Raw genomic sequence first — 19,404 nt, 5'->3', positions numbered from 1 at the left:
GGCGGGTATGAGCGATCCGGTGTACGAATCGATCGTCGAACACAGCAACGACGGGATCTTCGTCGCCCAGGACGGCGAGATCGTCTACGCCAACCAGCGACTGTGTGAGCTGACGGGGTATGAGAGAACCGCGCTCGTTGGTGCCTCGAAGATGGAGATCATCGCCCCGGGGGATCGTGAGCTGGTCGAAAGCTACCATGTCGCCCGGATGAGCGGCGATACCGCCCCCAACCAGTATGAGATCGAGCTACAGCGAGCCGACGACGAACTGGTGCCGGTTGAGTTGTCGGTGAGCCGCGTCGACTACGAGGGTGAGCCCGCCGCCGTCTCCATCTGTCGGGATATCACCGATCGACAGCAGTACCAGCAGCGACTGGAGGAACAACGCGATAAGCTTGAACTGCTGAACCAGGTGGTACGGCACGACATCCGCAACGATCTCCAGATCGTCGTCGCCTACAGCGAGATGTTGGCGGGGAAGGTCGACGATGACGCCGAGGAGTATCTGCAGTCGATCCGGGAAAGTGCGCGCAACGCGGTCGATCTCACCGCGACGGCCCGCGATCTTGCCAACGTCATGCTCCAACAGCACGACCGGAAGACGATCGCGCTTGGTCGACCGCTCGAACAGCAGATCGAATCGATCCGATCGGCCCACGCCGCCGCGGTGATCAACGTCGATGGCTCGATCCCATCGGTGCGCGTCTACGGCAATGAGCTGCTCGATGCGGTCTTTCGGAATCTCCTCCAGAATGCGATCCAACACAACGACACGGAGGTACCGGAGGTCACCGTCAGCGTTGACCGCAACGACGACACCGTCCGGGTTTCGGTCGCCGACAACGGCCCGGGCGTCCCCGAGAGCCAACGCGAGGAGATCTTCGGCAAAGGCGAGAAAGGGTTGGAAAGCGAGGGGTCAGGGATCGGGCTCTATCTCGTCTACACGCTTGTCGACAGCTATGGCGGCTCGGTGTGGGTCGAGGACAACGAACCCGAGGGGGCCGTCTTCATCGTCGAACTCCCGGTCGTTGAGCCAGCCGACGCCGACACGTAGCCGCTGGTTGTGCCGCTGTGGATAGGTACGCCCGGTGGCACAACACCGTCCCCCTCACATCGCTCTGTTGTGATCACCGACGGCCGGCGGCTGTTTGACTGTCTGGTGTCGGATCACTCCGACTCGGGCTGAAAGATCGCCTCGATCGAACAGTCGAAAAACGACGCGAGCGCGAAGGCCAGCTCCAAGCTGGGATCATACCGGCCGCGCTCGATGGCGTTGATCGTCTGGCGGCTGACACCGACGGCATCGGCGAGCTGTTTTTGCGTGACATCCGCCTCGGCGCGCCGCACCGTGAGATCGTTTTCCACGGGTTTCACACCGACTGTCGTCTGACCCAGCCGTACAGCCCAAACCGGGCGATGACCATCCCCACGATCAACAACACGAGGCCGTCGCCGGCGGTCACCGGCACGCTGTCGGCCTCGACTGCGAGAAACAGCCCCATCGCAAGAGCAAGCGAGACCCGAAACGACAGTTCCCCCGAGCGCTCGGCGACCTGTCTGAGCCGCTCGTCGATCCGTACCTCATCTGCCCGTTCCCACTGTCGGTGATACCACCAGTAGCCGGCACCGAACATGGCGATCCCCGCGATGACCGCCCCTGTTTCGAGGACGACGCCGGTGGCGGCTGTGACCCCGACGCCTGTCAGGATCACGCCAAGCCCGGCGACACCGATCGGCAGCATGTGTTCTGTCTGCATCGCTATCCGTGTGTAAAGTTCTCTTTCCATTTAGTCGTGTTGATTTGACACCACTGTGTCGTGGGTGTCTGGTGGCTCGAGGTTCAGCGGCGGTACCGGGGACACACAGCACGCTCTCGGCTTTGGCTGCCGGGATAACTCCGAACACCCCCGCGTTTGGGTGGTCGGCTACGCCGTTACGAACTGCAACAGCTCGTCACGTTTGGCAGCCCGGATATGGTGTTGCAGCGCGGTTCGCAGGCTGTCGATCCGGCCGGCTTTGGCGGTGATCGGTGCGATGACCTCCTCATCCCACTGCTGCCACGGCGGAAACAGGCCGATACGGTCACAGAGGTCGTTGAGTCGCTCATCTTTGTCGTCGACCTTGTCCATCTTGTTGACCGCGACGACGGTCGGAACGCCGAGTTCCTCCAGAAAGTGGTACATCTCCACGTCGTGGGGGATCTCCCCGCGGTCGCTGTGGCGGTCGATGATGTCGATGACGCTCTTGCCGTCGACGACGAGGACGGCCGCCAGAATCGACTCAGCGTTGTTCTCAATGTAGCGAACGATGTCGGTCTGGATCGCCTCGCGGTGTTCGCCCTCGACGCCGGACATGAAGCCGAACCCCGGTAGGTCGGTGAACATGAAGCTCTGGCCCGACCAATCGAAGTGGTTCGGCTCGCGTGTCACCCCAGGTTTCTGGCCGGTCGGGACGCTGTGGCCGGTCAGCTCCCGCATGATCGTCGACTTCCCGACGTTTGACCGCCCGACGAGTACGATCTCGTCGTCACGGTCGGGGCGATCCTCGAACATACCCGCTTTCGGCGACCGGCAGGGAAACGGTTTGCGTTCAGCAGGCCGGGCCGAGGTTAGGTAAATAAGAGCAAGCAAACAGGTGGATCGGCCAGCCGATCAACCGGATCCCTGGCGGATGGAAAGGGCGAAGCACGCTCGGCGAACCCGGACGATGCAAGCACCGCAGTGAGCGGAGCGAACGAGGAGCGCAGCGAGTCCCGGGAGTCGAGCGTGCTGAGGGCTTTCTAAATCTATCTCAACTGTTCAATTCCGTGCCGACCACCCGGAGTTTTCACCGATCACGCTGACACTGAGCTATGTCCAAAGACGATCTCCGCGAACGCATCTGGGATCACCTCGAAACCGAGGGGATCGCCCGGTTTCCGTTCCCGCCGCACGGCCGCATCCCCAACTTCGCCAACGCCAGCGACGCCGCCGACCGACTGGCCGACACCGACGCGTGGGCCGCCGCCGACACGCTCAAGTGCAATCCTGACGCCCCGCAGTTGCCGGTGCGCCGGCAGGCCCTCCGCGAGGGGAAAACGCTCTACATGGCTGTCCCCCGACTCAGCGAACCAAAGCCGTTTCTGCGACTCGCACCCAAGGAAGTCGACGACATCGACGACGCGACGACGGTCTCCGGCTCCGCCAAACACGGCGTCCCCGTCGATCCCGAGGCGATGCCTCCCATCGATCTCATCGTCGCCGGCAGCGTCGCCGTCGACGCCGCTGGCAACCGCGTCGGCAAAGGCGAGGGGTTCAGCGATCTGGAGTTCGCCGTTCTGCGCGGCTTCGACCGCGTTGACGACGACACCACTGTTGCCACCACTGTCCACGACAGCCAAGTCGTCGACGACGGCGAGATCGAGCCCGACCGCCACGACGTACCGCTGGATCTGATCGTGACGCCGACGCGAACGGTCGAGACCAACGCTGTCGCAGATCTGCCTGACGGGCTTTACTGGGACGACCTCGCCGCGGAGAAGATCGACGAGATTCCGGTGCTCCAACGACTACGGCCGGAGTAGAGAGTTGCCGGCGTGACGCCCCCGATTTCAGGCGTCCCGCGAGGGAAGATCGGGCTCGTAGCCAACGGCGTCGACCGCCATACTGAGCACCTCCTCGATTCCCTCCTCCTCGGTGATGCTCATATAGGCGTCGGCCTCGACATCGGTCGAGCGGTCGCTCTTGTTGCAGATCGTCAACACGGGAACATCGCGGTCAGCGAAGCGGTCGACGAGGTCGTCCCGCAGAGCCAACTGCACGTCCAGCGGGTAGCCGCAGTCGCCGGAGGCGTCGACAAAGAAGAGGATCGTATCGGCCAGATGCTCGATCGCACCGGCGGCCTGTCGCTCGATGTCGTTGCGCTCGTCCTCGGGGCGGTCGAGGAGGCCGGGTGTGTCGATCAGCTGATATCGGATATGGTCGCGTTCGATATGGCCGATCTGGACGCCACGAGTTGTAAAGGGATACTCCGCGATCTCGTTTGAGGCGCGGCTGACGTGGTTGACAAAGGAGGATTTGCCGACGTTTGGGTAGCCCGCGATGACGATCGCTGGCTCGTCGGGCCGAATATCCGGAAGATCCTTGAGCGCGTCGCGGGCGTCGCCGACCGCCCGGAGGTCGTCTTTGATCTCGTCCATGATATCGGCGATGCGGGCGAAGGCCTGCTTGCGGTGTTTGCGGGCGGTGTCAGGATCAGTTTTGCGGAGTTTGGACTGATACTCCCGGCCCAGTTCATCGATCTGGCGGCTGGCCCACGTAACTTCAGAGAGCGACTGCCGGAGTTCGTCGACATCGACGATGGCGTCGGCGAGCTCGTAGTAGAAGGGGTCAACGTAGTCGAAATCCGGCCACGCCGTCACAACGTTTTCGAGGTTGTCGGAGGTGATGTTGACCGCGACGGTCAGCATCGACTGCTGGGCCTCAAGGCCGCCTTTGGCGTTGCCGGCGCGGGCGGCCCGCGAGAAGGCCTTGTCAAGGAGCTCCTCCGACCGGGGAGCTGTGGGGAGATTCTCGAAAATCATTTGCTGGACACATGCGACGGCAAGGGAAAAGCGCGTTCGTTTGGCTTTCTATGGCGTATTCGTGGGGTGTGTGGCAGCCAGACCCGTCCCCGCAATCCGGTTGTCCGCTCATCGTGAGGGAGCCTCCGCGTCGATGATCGCGGTCGGATGGCCGCTGAGACGCCACCGGGCAGGAGGTACTCACCGAACCACAACAGCTGTCTCAGCGTGTCGAAGCGGCGGTGGGAAATCATCAATCTAAAACAAATTAGCAGGTAATCACTATCTTTTTACTTATTACTGGCATAGCAGCAGGAAATGGCGGAGTCGCCGGATCGGCGAACGGCGGACTATCTGTACTCGCTTGCGGATCGCGGCGAGTACGCGGAGCTGATCCGCCATATCCGAGACCACAACGATCAGCACGTCCGCTACGGGGCGTCCGGGATCCTGGCTGAATCCGCCGACGAGTTTGCCGAGGAGGTCACCCCGGAGGAACAGCAGGCGCTTATCGACTGTGTGCTCACCGAGCCGAGCGATGCCGTCCGGGCCAACGTGCTCAACGTCCTGCTAACCGTTGATGAATCCACGTTCGATACCATCATCACGCGGTTGGAGGCTGAGCCGGAGTCGACACCGACCGACACCCCGTATCCGCTGATCCTCACAAAATGGCAGTCGTCGGATCGACCGTCCTTGCGGTATCTTGCTGTCGTCGGGTTCAGCCGAGTCAGAAGCCAAAGCACCATCGCCAAGCTACGGACGGTGCTCAAACGCGAAACCGATTTTCGGGTGGTCAAGCGGGCGATCGAGGCGGCCGGCACAGTCGGCGACGAAACGTTTGTTTCGCCGATCCAGGAGTATCTCCGGGCCGATGGATCGGAATTTCATCAGTCTGTCAGCGACGAACAGCTGGAGCGTGTCAGGGAGGCCGCGGTCGAATCACTTGTCCAGATCGGCACCGATGCCGCCTACGAGGCGCTCGTGTCAGCCTCCAGAAGCACCGATGACGAGCTCAAAGGCCATGTCGTCAGCGAGATCGGCCGGCTCGGGGCCCAAGAGACGGTTGATCTCGTTGTCGACAAGCTGGATGAAGACGATAACGAAACGGTACGCGAGGAAGCAGCAGCAGGGGTCATCACGACGTTTACTGAAACGGATTTCGACGAGGGGGGTGCGGTTCGGCAGCAGGCGATCGAAAAGATGGCCGAGGAGATCTCGACCGATGTCTCCGAGGAGTTCGCCTCGATCATCGAGGAGTCACCACACAGCTCAGAGCAGCGAAACGCCGCCTGGCTGTTGGGCCAGCTTGAAACATCGAACCCCGAGGCCATCGACACGCTGGTTTCGGCACTCAACGACGAGGACGACAATCTGCGGAAGATCGCCTCGGCAAGCCTCACAAAGCTTGATCAATCCGATGTCGACGAGAAGATCGACTCGTTTCTGGACAGTGTCGATGAGGACTCCGAAGCCCATACGCTCGCCTCGTTTGTCCAGTCGGTGCTCCACAGCAGCGGCGAGGAGGCAAAAAAAGAGATGGTCGAGTATACCCGTGTCGCCGATCCCAGCGATTACACATCCTCCGAGTGAGGGGCCACCACACAGCAGCGCGATACAGCCGCCGTGGGATCGACAGCGGCTGGGTGTTGGTCACGAGATCGCGGCGTGCTCGCTGCTGGCGTCGCCGACGACTTCGATATCGACGCGGACGCGTTCGTAGGGGATGACGGGCCGCTTCGCTCGGCCGTCAGTATCAAAGTAGACGATATCGTGGTCGGCAAGCACCTCGACATCGCCGTGGACATCCGAATAATTGCGTCCGAGTCGATCGGCGAGGTCGCTGATGCTATCCGGGGGTGCGGTCATGATCGAGCGCATGACTTCGAGCCGGCGATCGGTGAGTAACTGTCTGATGTCGGCCACGCTGTCGAAGGCGCGAACAGCTTCTTCCGCGGGGCCGTCGCCGTCGAGTTGGGCAACCGCCGCGTCGACCATTGATGCCACCGATCCGACTGTAATGCGAAGCGTCTCAGGGTAGCTTTCCGCACCGTTCGCAGCCAGTTCCGTAGGATTTGTTTCAGTCATGGTCTCGTAACTCCGTTTCGAAGCGGGTGATGTGGGTTTCGAGATCGACGAACCCGATGGCCGTCACCGACTCCTCGCCGTCGATCCAGACGTGCCGATGGTGGTGCCCCGCGCCGTGCGTCGGCACCCGCGAATTATCGTAGCGGAGGAACTCAGCTCCAGTCTCAGGATCGTAATACTGGAACCGGTAGTTCACGCCACCGGGATAGCTCGAACTTTCGACAGCGAATAGCCTGACACGTCTGCCGTCAGGCAGTGTTGTCGCCGTGTCAACGAGCACATCGCCGTCGCTCATCCGTACTATTGGATACGAACCAATAGAAGATAAATGTATTGGGTTATAGCCTATAAGCCAAGACACGCCTACCGACACGAGGCCGACCTATTCCCAGTCCTCGTAGGTCGGCCGCTCTAGATCACCAGGGAAGTCGTCGATGGGTGCGGTCGTCTGATCGCCCGTTGCCATATCCTTCACCGTCACCTCGCCGTTTTCGAGGTCACGCTCGCCGACGATGACGACCGTCTCGGCGTTGATCGAGTCGGCGTAGTTCATCTGCGCGCCGAAGCTTCGATCCGACACGTCGCTTTCGACGACGTGCCCGCGCTCGCGGAGTTGGCGGGCGACCTCGCTGGCGACCGCGCGGGTGTCACCGACGCTCAGGACGTAGTAGTCGGTCGACGGTGCTTCTGCGGGCCAGACGCCAGCGCGCTCACAGAGCAACTGGAGGGTGGCGTGGCCGGGCGCGACGCCGACGGCGGGCGTCGGCTGGCCGCCGAAACTCTCGATGAGGTCGTCGTAGCGGCCGCCGCCGAAGACGGATCGGGAGACCTCGCCCGTCGAGTCGAAGCACTCGAAGACGACGCCGGTGTAGTAGTCCAGCCCGCGGGCGGTCTCCAGCGATACGTCACAGAACTCCCGGACGCCGAAGTCGTCGGCGGCCTCAAGGACAGCCTGGAGGTTGGCGACGGCGTCGGCGACGCGGTCGGTGTCGGCGAAGGCGACGAGGTCGTCGAGGTCATCAGTCCCAAGAAGATCATCGAAGGTTTCAGCCTGATCGTACCGCAGGCCGGCGTCCTGCAACAGCCCGTAGTACTCTTCGCGGTCGATCTTTTCGGATTTGTCGACCGCACGGATCGCCGCCTCGGTGTCAACCTCGGCGTCGAAAGCGTTCAGGAGGCCGCCCAGTAAATCGCGGTGGGAGACGCGGAACTCGAAGTCGTCGGCCGTCAGTCCAAGATCAGTGAGTGCGTCGGCGGCGAAGGCGAGGATCTCGGCGTCGGCGGTCGGTTCAGCCGAACCGAAGATGTCGACGTTGGTCTGGTAGAACTCCCGGAACCGGCCCTGCTGTACCTGTTCGTACCGCCAGAAGGGCCGCGTCGAGTACCACTTGATCGGCTTGGCGAGGGCCTGCTGTTTGGCGACAACCATCCGCGCGACTGTCGGCGTCAACTCCGGCGTCAGCGTCACCTCGCGGCCACCCTTGTCGGTAAAGTTGTAGAGCTGGTCGACGATCTCGTCGCCGGATTTGTCGGTGTAGAGTTCGGTCGCCTCCAGCGTCGGCGTCCCGATCTCGCGGAACCCATAACGGGCGGCCGTGTCCTCGACGGTGTCGATGACCTCCCGCCGAGCGGTCATCTCGTCGGGGTAGAAGTCACGAAAACCTTTGAGTCGGTCGTACATGGCGAGCGGTTTGGGAGGCCCGCGCTTGAATGCTGTCCTTTGGCGGCCCCGTCGCCAACTCCCGCTCGTCGGCCGCTCAGTCGACGATTTCGAGTTTGGTGTTGAGGTTCTTCGTAAGCTCAGCTTCGATATCCGGATACAGGCCGAGCAGCCGACCGAGCCAGCGTCGCAGCCGGCCGCGTTTGCTCTTGCCGACCAACACGTGATCGGCGTTCTGTCTGGCGGCTTCGTCGACGATGGCCTCTTCGAGAACGTAGCCGCGGCGGACAACGTAATGGGCGGGGATCTCGCCGAACTCGGCTTCGACCGCAGCCTGGAGCGTTCCCCGGCTGATCCGGTCGCCGTTCTGGAGCAGTGAAACGTGGAGAACGATCAACGAGTCGCCGTCAGCGTGGCCCGCAAGCCCGCGCTCGATGGTTCGGTGGCTATCGGCAGTCAACGGATACCGAACCGTAACGAGCGTAGTCGACATGGCTCCAGTTGGCGAACGGGGTATATCTCTCTTCCTTTCGAGACGATGCTACACCGCGATCATCGTCACGCCGACGACGGCGAGGGCGGCAGCGACGAGCCGAACCCCGAACTGCTGTTCGTTCAGCAGGAGCCCGCCGAGGACGACAGCGACGACCGCTTGGGTGTTGATGATCGGTGAGGCGATACTCGCCGGCACGAGCGAGAACGCGGTGTTGGTCAATCCTTCGCCGGCAGCGACAAACAGCCCACCGGCTGCGAGTCTCGGGAGATCGGCCCGAAGCGTCGCCGGCGTCTCCGCGCGTATCGCCGCCGGCAACAACACGACGGCGACGCCGCCGATCAACAGCGGCACCCACAGCCCAACCGGGATCGCCAACTCCTGGAGGCCGACCCGTCTGGCCACGTCGCTGACGGCGAAGGCCATCGCGCTCAGGAGGGCCAACCGCGCGGCCGTCGACGTGGCCGCCCGCCGGAGCGGATCGAGTAGCGCGCCGCCGCGGAAGTTGGCGACGTAGACCGCGGCGGTGGCGACGACGACGCCGGCGACCTCCAGCGGCGTCAACACCTGCCCGAGGGCGATGATCTCGATCGGGAGGACGAAGACAGGGACGATCTTGCTGATCGGCGCGACATACGAGACCTCCCCGACCGCCAGCGCGCGCAGGAAGGCGATCATCGCGCCGGCGACCATCACCGCAGTTAGGGCGACGACCGCGATCTGTTCGACGCCAAACGCCGCCAGCGCGTCGCTCGCCCCGCCCGGCCCAATGCTCGTGAGAAAGACCGGGAGATACCACACCAACGCGAAACTGTTGATCGAGACGGTGAGCAGCGACGCAGGGTAGTCATCGAAGGCACGTTTGAGATAAAAAAGGTAGCCACCCCACACGAGGGCGGCCCCGACGGCGATGCCAATGCCTCCGTCCATGTGCTGGGTCGACGCCCGGCGGCGGGTTCAACGGTTCGGTCTGCGGTTGTCGTTCTCAGCGAGTCGTCGGTCACTCACGCCGACCGTGAACGTACGTCTGGTCGTGCGCCGGGAACACGTCGCCGACGGCCTCGTCGCCGTGGCGGTCGGCCAACACCGCGCGCAACTCCCCTTCGTAGTCGGCTTTTGGTACCTCCTCGCTGGGGCCGGTTTCGACCGCGAAGTTCGCGGCCACGAGGTCGTCGACGGCGTGGCGGCCAAAGCCAGACAGCGGCGCGATGTAGTCGACGCCGTGGCGGTCTTCGAGGCTTTGGGCTGCGGCCCGCGAGACCGTCGGCACGCGGTCGTCGCGGCGGCTGCCGTCGGCGATGGCGTCGACAGCGAGGTCGGCAACCTGCTCTAAGGCATGGTCGTGAACCTGCTGGATGCCGTTGCGCGGAAAGCCATCGTCGACCATCTGTGCGACAGCCTCGTGAGCGACCGACTCATCGAGGCTGACCGTCTCGAAGGGAAAGCCAAGTGCGTCGGCGGCGTCACGGGCGTGTTGCCAGTCATCGGTGACGCCGAAGTGGGCGGTCACGAGCCGCACGTCGTAAAACTCGTGCAAAAGGAGGGCTGCAAGCGAGGAATCTTTCCCGCCGCTGTACAGCAACGCCAACTCCATTAGCGGTGTTGGATGTCGAACGACTGCGAGTCCGGCTGGAGTTCCTTCAGCAGTTCCTTCATCTGTTGTTCGTCGATCTGATCCTGGACGCGGCCGCTCTGGGCGAGGGCGACGATCTGCTGTTTGACCTGTTTGGCGACCTGCGGTTTCGACATCTCGACAGCGTTGAGCCGCTGGCGAGCCCCGTCGGTCAGGTGCTGTTTGAGGACGGCCTCGCGTTGGGCCTCGGCCTGCTCTTGGGCGGCCTGTTGCCGTTCGGCCGCGTCGCCCTCGCCACCCTGTCGCTGTTTGAGCTCCTTGCGCTTCTGCTCGCGGAGTTCTTCGAGTCGGTCGTCGTCAGGGCTGTTGCTCATACGTGTTGTGTCGTCGCGGAGCCCCAAAAACGGTTTCGGCCGGCTCGTGTCAGCCGTCTACGACGGCTCCCTGCTCAGGCGTAGCGTTCGAGCTCAGGGTTGTCGAGGTCGTCGAAAACGTCCTTGGCGACCTCGTCGAGGAAGGCGTCACCGTCGGCGGTCGTCCGGCGACCCTCGCCTTGGGCGGTCTGGACGAGCCCCTCGTCTTCGAGTTGGGTGAGGAGCTCGCGGATGATCTTTGTGGAGCCGTCGACCTGTTTGGCTGGCGCGACCGCATAGCGGTTGGAGCCGCCCTTCGTGCCGCCGTACCCCGTCGAGAGCCGTTCGACGCCGATCGGGCCCTCGATGGCGACCTTCCGGAGCAGGCTCGCGCCGCGTCGCTCCCAGAAGTCCTCCTGCTGTGGCGGGAGTTCGCGGTCGTGGCTGGTTTTCGTGTACTCGACCCACTCCGGCGTTTCGAGCCGGTCGGCGAGCCGGTCGGTGAGCTCCTCGATGAGCTCCTCGGTCGGCACGTCGTAGAGAGTTACCATAGGGCCGTGTTCCGGTTTGGCGCGTTTAAAGGCATCGTATCGCCGCCGCAGCCGCCGTCTGCCGGCTGTTTTCGTGAGAACCGATCACACGCGAACGATCCTGCGAGTGGCTCACCGACGCGACTGCCGAAGCCAGTGGACGGCCGATTCGGCAAACACCAGCCCGCCGAGCGTCGTCGGCAGCCAGAAGACAGCCACGCGAAACAGGACGACGCCGGCGACGGCGACGGCGGGCGAGACGGTCGTCAACGGCGTCCCGACGAGGACGCCGACCAGCGCGCTCTCGATGCCGCCCGCGCCACCCGGCAGCGGGAGGGCCAACGCGACCGACGCCAGCGGCACTGCGACGAAGACAGCCAGCAGCGGGATCGGCTCACCGATAGCCGCAAAAGCCGCCCACAACGCCGCCAGTTGACACAGCCAGCCGGCCAGCGAGTAGCCGCCGACGGCCACGAGCGTCCGGCGGTCGGCCGCGATCTGTTCGAGATCGTCGACAAACCCCTCAACCCGACGAGCGAGTGCCGCTCGATCCGGCGTCGAGAGCCGGGGGAGATGCGATTCCAGCCACGCGAGCCCGCGGGCCACGCCGCCGGTGAGCCGGGCGGTCACGCCGCGACGGCGACGCCACACCGCGCGAGCGGCGACCGCGGCGACGACACCCGCGACGATGACGGCCCCCGCCACGCCGGTGAGTTGGCCGTCGAGGCTGCCGTCGACCGCCAGCCAGACAAACCCGAGCAGCGCGAAACAGACCGAGGAAACGATGTTGACGGCGTCGACGGCGGCCATCGCCGCCAGCCCCCGCTCGTAGGGGACATCCGTTCGCTCGGCGACCAACAGCGTCGTCAGCGGCTCGCCGCCGGCGTTGCCAAAGGGGGTAATGTTGTTGGCGAAGCCCGCGCCGGCCGACAGCAACAGCCCCGTCCACGGCGAGACTGACGCGCCGTAGCTTCGGAGAGCCGCCCGCATCCCCAACCCCCAGCAGGCGACCCAGCCGGCGACCAACACGACGACCGTGGCGACACCGCGGCGGTCAGCCTCACGGAGCGACCGTACCACGTCCTCGATGCCGACGAGCCACGCGAGTGCGGCGATGATAGCCGCTGCCAGCAGGAAGCCGAGCAGCGTCGTCCGCAGCCGGTCGCTGGCCATGCCGGGCGGTCGGCGGCGGCGACAATCAACGCTCCGATAGCCGCCAAATAGCACACGCTTTTGTCGCCACCGGCAAAACTGACGGCAACGCGATGGACGAACGTGCGGCCCTCCGACAGCTCGCGGCGACCCTCCCCCACGCCGGCGACGACGCTGCCGTGATCGAGGGGACGGCGATCACGACCGACATGCTCCACGAGACGACGGACTTCCCGGCGGGGACGACCCGCTACACCGCTGGCTGGCGGGCGGTCGCCGCCTCGCTGTCGGATCTCGCCGCTGTCGGCGCGACCCCAACGGCGGCGGTCGCCGCCTACGCCGACACCACCTTCGACGCCGACGCCCTCGCCGATTTCGTCGACGGCGCGCAGGCGGTCTGTGAGACCGTCGGTGCCGACTACGTTGGCGGCGACCTCGACAACCACAGCGAGTTCACCGTGGCGACGACCGCTATCGGGACGGTCGATGAATCGGTCGACCGCGCGGGCGCGACGCCCGGCGACCGCGTCGTCGTCACCGGCGCGTTCGGTCGGAGTGCGGCCGCCCTCCGGTATTTCGAGCGCGGAACAGCGGATGACGACGACGCGATCGAACGCGCCAACGACCTCTTTCAGTTTACCCCGCGGGTTGACGCCGGCCGCGCGCTCGCTGGCGCGGCGACAGCGATGATGGACTCAAGCGACGGACTGGCGCGGTCGCTGCACCAACTCGCCGAGGCCAGCGATTGTGGGTTCGCTATCGACCGCGCGGCCGTCCCCGTCGCCGACGCGCTCGACGAGGTCGCTGACGACGCCGACGATCGCTGGGAGGCAGCAGCCCATTTCGGCGAGGATTTCGAACTCGTGGCGACGGTGCCGGCCGCGCGGCTCGACAGTGTGCGAGAAGCATCGCCGACGCCGCTGACCGAGATCGGCCACGTTGTCGAAAGCGGGGCAGGCGTGACGGCCGACGGCGATCCGCTGGCCGATCGCGGCTATACGCACGGCTAACTGGTCGGGGGAGCTGAACAGCACCGTCGGTCGTCGCGCCGCCGCTTCGATCGTGTCGTCGTCGGTGATCGCCGGCAGCCGAAGCGTCGCTTCGTCCCGCTCGCGTCGCCGTCGGTCTCGGCGACGTTGCTGAGGGTTGCGACCCCGATGATCTTCCCCATGTCGCTGTGGAGTTGTGTCGCAGCACGCGGTTGAACAGCGCGATCAGCTGCTCGATACGCCGGTCAGTTCGGTGCCCCGTCAGGTGACAGCGGCCGGTCGATCCGATCGGTTACATCCTCCTGAAAGCCGACCAGCAGCTGCTCGCCGCCGGCCTCGACCGGCGCGACGGTGACGTGGTTCCAAAACAGACGTCCATCCTGCCGGCGGTTTCGCAGCGTCACCGACACCGTTTCGGCGGCATCGATCCCCTCGCGGAGTCGCCTGATGCGACCGGGGTCAGTGTCGTCGGTCTGGAGGAACCGGCAGTTCCGGCCGAGCACCTCGCGTTCCTCGTAGCCGGTCAGCTCACAGAACGCATTGTTGGCGTAGACGATCGGGTTGTCTTCGGCGGTATGGTCGGCGATGATGATACCGATCGGGGCGGCATCCATCGCCTGTGTCTTCCGGCTGAGTTCGGCCTCGCGGGCGACGCGCTCGGTCACATCGCGGCCGACAAACAGGTGGTGGTCGGCAACGATCTCCGGCGTCGCGGTGTACTCGATCACGCGTTCGGAGCCCGCATCGTCAACGGCGGTAACGGTCGCCCGCTCGCTGGGATCGGCATCGGCCCAGAGCTCCTCGACAGGGATTGACTCCGAAAACAGCTCGGTGATGACCCGCCCACGGAGATCGGTGTTGTCGAGGCCAAAGAGCTCACCGGCGGCGGGGTTGGCTTCGACGATCCGGCCGTCATCGGTGACGACGATGATCGCATCGCGGGCGCCCTCGACGGCCGCCCGGTAGGTGTCACGAGCCCGGGTGAGCTCCGGCAGCTCCGGGCTGATACCCGCCGCCGGCTTCCGTGGCACCGAGACGGTCATCACCGTCCCCGAGTCGGTCGCCACCGCATCGATCGTCCCCTCGTGGCTGCTGACGATCCAGTGAGCCAGCCAGAGGCCAAGCCCGCTGCCGTGGGTGAACGGCGTCTCGGTGCCGGTGTCCAACACGTCGATCTCCTGGTTGCTGAGACCGGGGCCGTCGTCGGTGATCTCGATCTCGACGGCGTCGGGAACGGTCTCAACGGTCACGGTGATCGTCGGCGCGCTGCCGGCGTGTTTGGCGGCGTTGTCGAGCAGCTCCCGCAGCGCGCGCTCGAAGCTCGGGAGCACGGCTGTCGTGACCGAGCCGGCGGCGACAACCGAGATCGACGCCTCGGGGTAGTCGGCGGCGACATCGTCGACAAGTCGCTCAACGAGGGCCCCGATGTCGGTGGCGGTACGGTCGGCGTCGGCGGTAACGATCCGTTCGAGCTCCCGGGCTTTCTCCGAGAGCCCCAGCAGATCATCGATATGTTCGAAGACGGTCTCAGCGTGGGTGCTCTCGGCGCGGTCGGCCTCCAGCTCCTCGGCCATGAGCTGTGTGAACCCACGGATAACCGACATCTCGTTGCGGAGGTTGTGCCGCAGCACGCGGTTGAGCACCGTCGCCAGCGTCGTCTGATTGGTGAGTGCGGTGGCGACCGTCTCCCGTTCGAGCTCGCGTTCCAACAGACAGGCCAGCAGGTCGGCGAACTGACGGTCGGCGTCGGTGAAGGGCTCACAGCCCGTGGCGGCGACAAAGCAGACGGTGCCACAGGGCTCCCCGTCGAGAACGATCGGCGTGCCGAGATAACAGTCGAGCTCGCGGCTCTGGTGGGCCGGGTCGTCGGCCCACTCGCTGGCCGAGATCTCGGGGACAGCGAGCTGTTCGCCCGCATCGATCGTCCGCCGACAGTAGGTTTCGCGGAGATCAAGTTCGAGCTCCGGCGGGGTGTGACCGTCGGCGTCGTCGGTGCTGACCATCGCCTGCCAGTCGTTGGTCGCGGTGTCGATCCGGGTGAGATGGCCGTTGTCGACGCCGAGATACGACACACCGAGCTGGAGGGCATCACGAACCTTCTGATCGAACGGGCACGCCTGTCGGAAGATCTCGGTGAGCTGTCGCTGTGCGGCCAGCATGTCGTCAGGGGCTGTCATACAACCCCTCCGAACTGCTGTGGCGCAGCAACTTCCACACCATTTCTGCCGACCCGTGTGTGATACCATCGGGGACGCAAAGTCATGCTAGCATATCACAATTACTAGGCAACAAACAAAAATGTGTACCATGCGGCAGTTTACAGCCGCTCACTTCTATCGGAGCCACAGCAGGCGGCCACCTACCGATCTCGATCGGCACCTCGTGGGGGGCTGATCGATACTATTAGGAATGCGATCAGCTGATCGACAGTACCGCCCTGCTCTTAGCCGACAAGCTGGATCGGCACAAGCATAAAGCACAGCAGGCCAAACGCGAACGTTACCATGCCGACAAGGAGCCGCGGTCGCCCAAGAGGAGTCTCGTCGGCCGGATCAGCTGGCCCTTTGTAGGCGATGACCAACGAGAACAGCCCCCAAAACGCCCACAGCCCAACCGAGTCGTTGAGCCCGAGATCACGGACGTAGTAGAGATAGCCGGCGACCGTGAACAATGCGACCGGCACCAACGCGGCGATCGTCTCCTGTCGCCGGCCGACCATCGCCCGCACCATGTGGCCGCCGTCAAGCTGGCCGACCGGCAGCAGATTGAGGAAGGTGAAAAACATCCCGACCCAGCCACCGATGATGACCGGATGGGGGTTAAGCGACGGATCGTTGTAGACCACCTGCTCGCCGAGCACCCACGCGATGAGATCCATCAACGGCGGGTTGTTAAACACGATCGACTCCGCGGATTGGGACTGTTCAACAACCCGAGCCGGCAGTTCGACCGGCCCTAACGTGAGCCCGATCGCGGTGACAACGACAGTTGCGACGAGGCCGGCGATGGGGCCGGCAACCCCGATATCGAAGAGGGCTTTCCGATCCGGCATCCGGCTTTTCATCTTGATGATCGCCCCGAGCGTGCCAAACGGGAACACGAAGGGGATGACATACGGCAACGAGACGGTCACATCGTGGTACCGGCCCATCGCGTAGTGGCCAAACTCGTGGGTCATGAGCACGCCGAGGACGGCGGCGGTAAACGGCCACGCCTCCAGTATCGCCAGCGGGTTGGCAGCGATCTCCGAAAACGGGACAAAGTACCAGCCGGTGGCACCGACGAACAGCGTCGACAGGACGGTCACCGCAAACAGTGCGATGTTCGTCCACGGGATCCCCTGGCTACCGACCGTCTCGGCGGGGATCGCAACGAGGGCGGTGCCACCCTCACCGCGTCGGGCCAGCTTGAGCTCGTAGCCCGCATCCTGAAACGCCGGCCACAGCTCGCGGTGGAGCCGTTTTTCGGGGATCAGCGGCTCGCCGTAGTAGACGATCCGGTCGCCGTCGATCCGCACATCCTCAAGCTGGTACCACGTCTCAAGCTCGTCGGGACGGGGAACCGAGTTCGACTCAGCCATCGTCACCCATTGGCGGCTATACGTGACTGAACCGCATAAACGCTTGTCGTCGCCGCCGTTCCTGTTGCACCACCGGGTTCTCAGCACCCCCGTTCGTGGAGCCAGAACGCCTCGCTTTCGGTGGTTTCCTTCTTAAAGATCGGCACCTCGTCTTTCAGGCGGTTGATCCCGTCTTCGACCGTCCGAAACGCCGCCTCGCGGTGGCCCGCCAACACGACGACGAAGACGATGTCCTCACCCGGCCCCATGACGCCGACGCGGTGGTGCATCAGCACCTCGAAAACGCCCTCGCGGTCGGTGAGCTCGTCGCTGATGGCGGCCATTCGATCGGCGGCGACGCCCTCGTACTTCTCGAAGGCGAGCTGTTCGGTGCGGTCGTCGTCGGGGCTGTCTTTCACGCGCACCCGGCCGGTGAACGTTGCGATCGCCCCCGATCGCTCGGCCAGCGGCGAGGCCGCCGCCCGGTCGATCAGCGTCTGGAGGGTAACGTGTGGCCCGAAGTCGTCGATCCGGGCGGCGAGAGCGGCGATGTCGACGCCGTCGGCGGTTGGCGCGTTGGCGACGACGTTCGCCGGCTCGGGGTCGGTGTCGCCGACGACGACGGTCGGCAGTCGGTGGTGGCTCGCGCCGGCAACGACGGCGTAGGCGTAGTCGGGGGCAAGCGAATCAAGGAGATCGACAAGCGAGCGGTCGTCGCCGCGGCCGACCCACCGCCCGTCACTTGTGAGGCTGAACTGGCCGTCGGCGTCGGTCGATACCTCGCTGTCGACAGCGTTGTCGCCGACAGCAACGTCGCCAGCGACGGCGTCTCCGTCGTCGTAGTCGACAGTGGCGATCCGGCCGTCGTGGTGCTCGGCGATGGCGGCGACGAGTTCGTCGACGACCGCGCCGGCCGCGTCGCCGACGACACAGAGCGTCTGCATACCTTGGCTCGGACGCCCGGCGAACTTGAGTGTTTAGCTGAACCGTCGTTCTAACCGGGTGACGTGAAATCTGATTGTAACGTCCCAAAGACACTTATCAGGCGCGGCGGGTCGGTCGGTATGGATCGCATCGAAACGCTCGCGGCCGGTGCCGGCGGCGTGGTCGTGGTGGCACTCCTCGTCGCCCTCCTCGCGCCGGGCACGCTCTCGGGGCCGCCCGCCGAGCGCGATCCCGGCCGCGTCGACATCGCCGATGCCACCATCCAGCCACAGGACATCGGCGGGCAGACGGTCGAGTTGCGAGTCAATACGACGCTCCGGCATCGCGGCAACCCGACCCGGAACGTCAGCGTTCGTCTTCAGGCTATCGACGCCGAGTCGGGGCTGTTGGCGACAACCCAAACGGTCTCGGTCGGCGAGTTGCGCGGCGAGCGCGAGCGGATCGTCCCCGCGACGCTCAGCGTCGACCGCGAGGGCGGCTACCGCATCGAGACCGTCGTCTATCAGGACGGCCGGCGGGTCGACACCGGCCGCCAGCGGGTCAGCGGGCTGCAAGCACTGGTGCCTGCCTACGCTCGCACCCCGATCACATTCGCCGACGAGCGGACGCTCCCGCCGCTCGGCGTCGCGGTGCGGGAGGCAAGCGGTGATCGAACCACCCTCGATGCCACCGCGCTCCTGACCAATCAGGGGTCGACACAGCCGGCAAACGTGAGCGTACAGCTCACCGTCCGGCAGGCCGACTCGAATCTCGTCGCCGACCGCGCGAGTGCCGACGTTGCCGCGATCCGTCCCGGCCGAACCGCCGAGACGGCGATGACCGTCTCGGTGCCGAGCGAGTACAACTACTACATCGACGGCGTGCTGCGAAAGGACGGCGTCATCGTCGATACGACCCGGACGGCCGTGAATCTCGATCCGAGCGAGCGGCTCGCGGTCAACGAGACCAGCCGCGATGTTGCCCTCGAAGTCAGTGACTTCGAACGCGACCGACCGACGGCCGGAGCCGACGATGGCGCGGAGATGGAAGGCGACAGCGGCTCGGCGACCCCCGGCTTCGGGGTTCCGGTCGCGGCACTCGCGCTCGCACTTGGCGGACTGTTCGCACGGAGGCGTCTCTCATGACTACTGAGCCCGACGACACCACGACCACAGACGAACAGGAAACGACTGACGGCTGGGCCGATACGCAGCCGGCGGCCGAGGCTACCGAGTTCGACGACGCGGACGAGTTCGATGATTCGGACGAGTTCGACGACGCAGACGATTTCGACGACCCCGATCCCAGTTGGCTCCCGGACGATATCGAGCGCAAACTCCGGTATTTCGTCGTTGCCGCGTTGGCGTTGCTGGCGCTCATCGCGCTGCTCCGGTTTTATTTCGCCGCTTCGGCGACGATCAACGAGCTGATCGCACCGGCGTACCAGTCGCTGTTTCAGGCCCTGTTCAACCTCACAATCCTGCTGCTGTCAGGGGCCGGAATCCTCTGGCAGGCACGGGAACTCCGCTAGCGTGTCGCGGCC

General features: G+C 64.8%; 22 protein-coding genes. 6 read left to right on the top strand and 16 right to left on the bottom strand.

Annotated elements, in window-relative coordinates; translation table 11 throughout:
• Positions 1 to 7 precede the first annotated feature (7 nt).
• Complete coding sequence (locus HKK80_RS01635; protein WP_411797869.1) at positions 8 to 1,054, top strand: two-component system sensor histidine kinase NtrB; 1,047 nt, start codon at positions 8 to 10, stop codon at positions 1,052 to 1,054.
• 113 nt (positions 1,055 to 1,167) lie between these two features.
• Here the strand turns inward: HKK80_RS01635 and HKK80_RS01630 are convergent, their stop codons facing one another.
• The 3 genes from HKK80_RS01630 to engB all read right to left on the bottom strand — a co-directional run bounded on the left by HKK80_RS01630 (position 1,168) and on the right by engB (position 2,552).
• On the bottom strand, positions 1,168 to 1,365 hold the full coding sequence (locus HKK80_RS01630) for a helix-turn-helix transcriptional regulator (RefSeq protein WP_411797868.1): 198 nt from the start codon (positions 1,363 to 1,365) through the stop codon (positions 1,168 to 1,170).
• A gap of 5 nt (positions 1,366 to 1,370) precedes the next feature.
• Positions 1,371 to 1,757: a DUF2178 domain-containing protein gene (locus HKK80_RS01625; RefSeq protein ID WP_411797867.1), complete on the bottom strand. Its 387-nt coding sequence runs from the start codon at positions 1,755 to 1,757 to the stop codon at positions 1,371 to 1,373.
• A 168-nt stretch (positions 1,758 to 1,925) separates the two neighbouring features.
• Complete coding sequence (engB, locus tag HKK80_RS01620) at positions 1,926 to 2,552, bottom strand: GTP-binding protein EngB (RefSeq protein WP_411797866.1); 627 nt, start codon at positions 2,550 to 2,552, stop codon at positions 1,926 to 1,928.
• Between the two features lie 299 nt (positions 2,553 to 2,851).
• Between engB and HKK80_RS01615 the strand changes: the two genes are divergently transcribed.
• Positions 2,852 to 3,562 (top strand): 5-formyltetrahydrofolate cyclo-ligase, encoded by a 711-nt coding sequence (locus HKK80_RS01615; protein ID WP_411797865.1) that lies wholly within the window; start codon positions 2,852 to 2,854, stop codon positions 3,560 to 3,562.
• A gap of 27 nt (positions 3,563 to 3,589) precedes the next feature.
• Here HKK80_RS01615 and HKK80_RS01610 read toward each other — a convergent pair whose 3' ends face one another.
• Complete coding sequence (locus HKK80_RS01610) at positions 3,590 to 4,561, bottom strand: NOG1 family protein (RefSeq protein WP_411797864.1); 972 nt, start codon at positions 4,559 to 4,561, stop codon at positions 3,590 to 3,592.
• A 297-nt stretch (positions 4,562 to 4,858) separates the two neighbouring features.
• Here HKK80_RS01610 and HKK80_RS01605 point away from each other — a divergent pair, with 297 nt between their 5' ends.
• Positions 4,859 to 6,133: a HEAT repeat domain-containing protein gene (locus tag HKK80_RS01605; RefSeq protein ID WP_411797863.1), complete on the top strand. Its 1,275-nt coding sequence runs from the start codon at positions 4,859 to 4,861 to the stop codon at positions 6,131 to 6,133.
• Positions 6,134 to 6,193: 60 nt separating this feature from the next.
• Here HKK80_RS01605 and HKK80_RS01600 read toward each other — a convergent pair whose 3' ends face one another.
• The 9 genes from HKK80_RS01600 to HKK80_RS01560 form a co-directional block, all read right to left on the bottom strand.
• Positions 6,194 to 6,628, bottom strand: coding sequence for a transcriptional regulator (locus HKK80_RS01600; RefSeq protein WP_411797862.1), 435 nt, complete (start codon positions 6,626 to 6,628; stop codon positions 6,194 to 6,196).
• Entirely contained in the window at positions 6,621 to 6,923 is a 303-nt protein-coding gene (locus HKK80_RS01595) for a DUF6516 family protein (RefSeq protein WP_411797861.1), read from the bottom strand. The genes HKK80_RS01600 and HKK80_RS01595 overlap by 8 nt, the downstream gene beginning before the upstream one ends.
• Positions 6,924 to 7,010: 87 nt before the next feature.
• Positions 7,011 to 8,309 carry a histidine--tRNA ligase gene (hisS, locus tag HKK80_RS01590; RefSeq protein ID WP_411797860.1) on the bottom strand — a complete coding sequence of 433 codons (1,299 nt, stop codon included), beginning with the start codon at positions 8,307 to 8,309 and terminating at the stop codon, positions 7,011 to 7,013.
• A gap of 76 nt (positions 8,310 to 8,385) precedes the next feature.
• Positions 8,386 to 8,781, bottom strand: coding sequence for a universal stress protein (locus tag HKK80_RS01585; RefSeq protein ID WP_411797859.1), 396 nt, complete (start codon positions 8,779 to 8,781; stop codon positions 8,386 to 8,388).
• A 48-nt stretch (positions 8,782 to 8,829) separates the two neighbouring features.
• Positions 8,830 to 9,711: an EamA family transporter gene (locus HKK80_RS01580; RefSeq protein WP_411797858.1), complete on the bottom strand. Its 882-nt coding sequence runs from the start codon at positions 9,709 to 9,711 to the stop codon at positions 8,830 to 8,832.
• A gap of 70 nt (positions 9,712 to 9,781) precedes the next feature.
• On the bottom strand, positions 9,782 to 10,375 hold the full coding sequence (locus tag HKK80_RS01575) for an asparagine synthase-related protein (RefSeq protein WP_411797857.1): 594 nt from the start codon (positions 10,373 to 10,375) through the stop codon (positions 9,782 to 9,784).
• The gene (locus tag HKK80_RS01570; RefSeq protein WP_142443304.1) at positions 10,375 to 10,728 is read right to left on the bottom strand and encodes a DNA-binding protein; all 354 of its coding nucleotides are present in this window, start codon (positions 10,726 to 10,728) and stop codon (positions 10,375 to 10,377) included. The genes HKK80_RS01575 and HKK80_RS01570 overlap by 1 nt, the downstream gene beginning before the upstream one ends.
• A 74-nt stretch (positions 10,729 to 10,802) precedes the next feature.
• The gene (locus HKK80_RS01565) at positions 10,803 to 11,258 is read right to left on the bottom strand and encodes a 30S ribosomal protein S19e (RefSeq protein WP_411797856.1); all 456 of its coding nucleotides are present in this window, start codon (positions 11,256 to 11,258) and stop codon (positions 10,803 to 10,805) included.
• A 111-nt stretch (positions 11,259 to 11,369) separates the two neighbouring features.
• Positions 11,370 to 12,410 carry a lysylphosphatidylglycerol synthase transmembrane domain-containing protein gene (locus HKK80_RS01560; RefSeq protein WP_411797855.1) on the bottom strand — a complete coding sequence of 347 codons (1,041 nt, stop codon included), beginning with the start codon at positions 12,408 to 12,410 and terminating at the stop codon, positions 11,370 to 11,372.
• 92 nt (positions 12,411 to 12,502) lie between these two features.
• Between HKK80_RS01560 and thiL the strand changes: the two genes are divergently transcribed.
• A complete protein-coding gene (thiL, locus tag HKK80_RS01555) occupies positions 12,503 to 13,399 on the top strand; it encodes a thiamine-phosphate kinase (protein WP_411797854.1) in 897 nt (298 codons plus the stop codon).
• A 224-nt stretch (positions 13,400 to 13,623) separates the two neighbouring features.
• On the opposite strand, the gene HKK80_RS01550 is transcribed toward thiL, so the two are convergent.
• From HKK80_RS01550 to HKK80_RS01540, 3 genes are all read right to left on the bottom strand, one after another.
• Positions 13,624 to 15,555 carry a PAS domain S-box protein gene (locus tag HKK80_RS01550; RefSeq protein WP_411797853.1) on the bottom strand — a complete coding sequence of 644 codons (1,932 nt, stop codon included), beginning with the start codon at positions 15,553 to 15,555 and terminating at the stop codon, positions 13,624 to 13,626.
• 266 nt (positions 15,556 to 15,821) lie between these two features.
• On the bottom strand, positions 15,822 to 16,964 hold the full coding sequence (locus tag HKK80_RS01545) for a site-2 protease family protein (protein WP_411797852.1): 1,143 nt from the start codon (positions 16,962 to 16,964) through the stop codon (positions 15,822 to 15,824).
• A 74-nt stretch (positions 16,965 to 17,038) separates the two neighbouring features.
• Positions 17,039 to 17,881, bottom strand: a complete 843-nt coding sequence (locus HKK80_RS01540) for a molybdopterin synthase (RefSeq protein ID WP_411797851.1) — start codon at positions 17,879 to 17,881, stop codon at positions 17,039 to 17,041.
• Between the two features lie 120 nt (positions 17,882 to 18,001).
• On the opposite strand from HKK80_RS01540, the gene HKK80_RS01535 reads away from it, so the two are divergent.
• Together HKK80_RS01535 and HKK80_RS01530 are read left to right on the top strand one after the other, a co-directional pair.
• Positions 18,002 to 19,006, top strand: coding sequence for a PGF-CTERM sorting domain-containing protein (locus HKK80_RS01535; protein WP_411797850.1), 1,005 nt, complete (start codon positions 18,002 to 18,004; stop codon positions 19,004 to 19,006).
• Positions 19,003 to 19,392 carry a hypothetical protein gene (locus HKK80_RS01530; protein WP_411797849.1) on the top strand — a complete coding sequence of 130 codons (390 nt, stop codon included), beginning with the start codon at positions 19,003 to 19,005 and terminating at the stop codon, positions 19,390 to 19,392. Before HKK80_RS01535 ends, HKK80_RS01530 begins: the two co-directional genes overlap by 4 nt.
• The last annotated feature ends 12 nt before the right edge of the window (positions 19,393 to 19,404 follow it).

Origin of the sequence: Halonotius sp. F2-221B, assembly GCF_046719765.1 — an archaeon.
In the GTDB taxonomy this organism is placed as follows: domain Archaea; phylum Halobacteriota; class Halobacteria; order Halobacteriales; family Haloferacaceae; genus Halonotius.
Note: the sequence above shows the minus strand (reverse complement) of the source record. Positions and strands in the feature narration are given on the sequence as shown.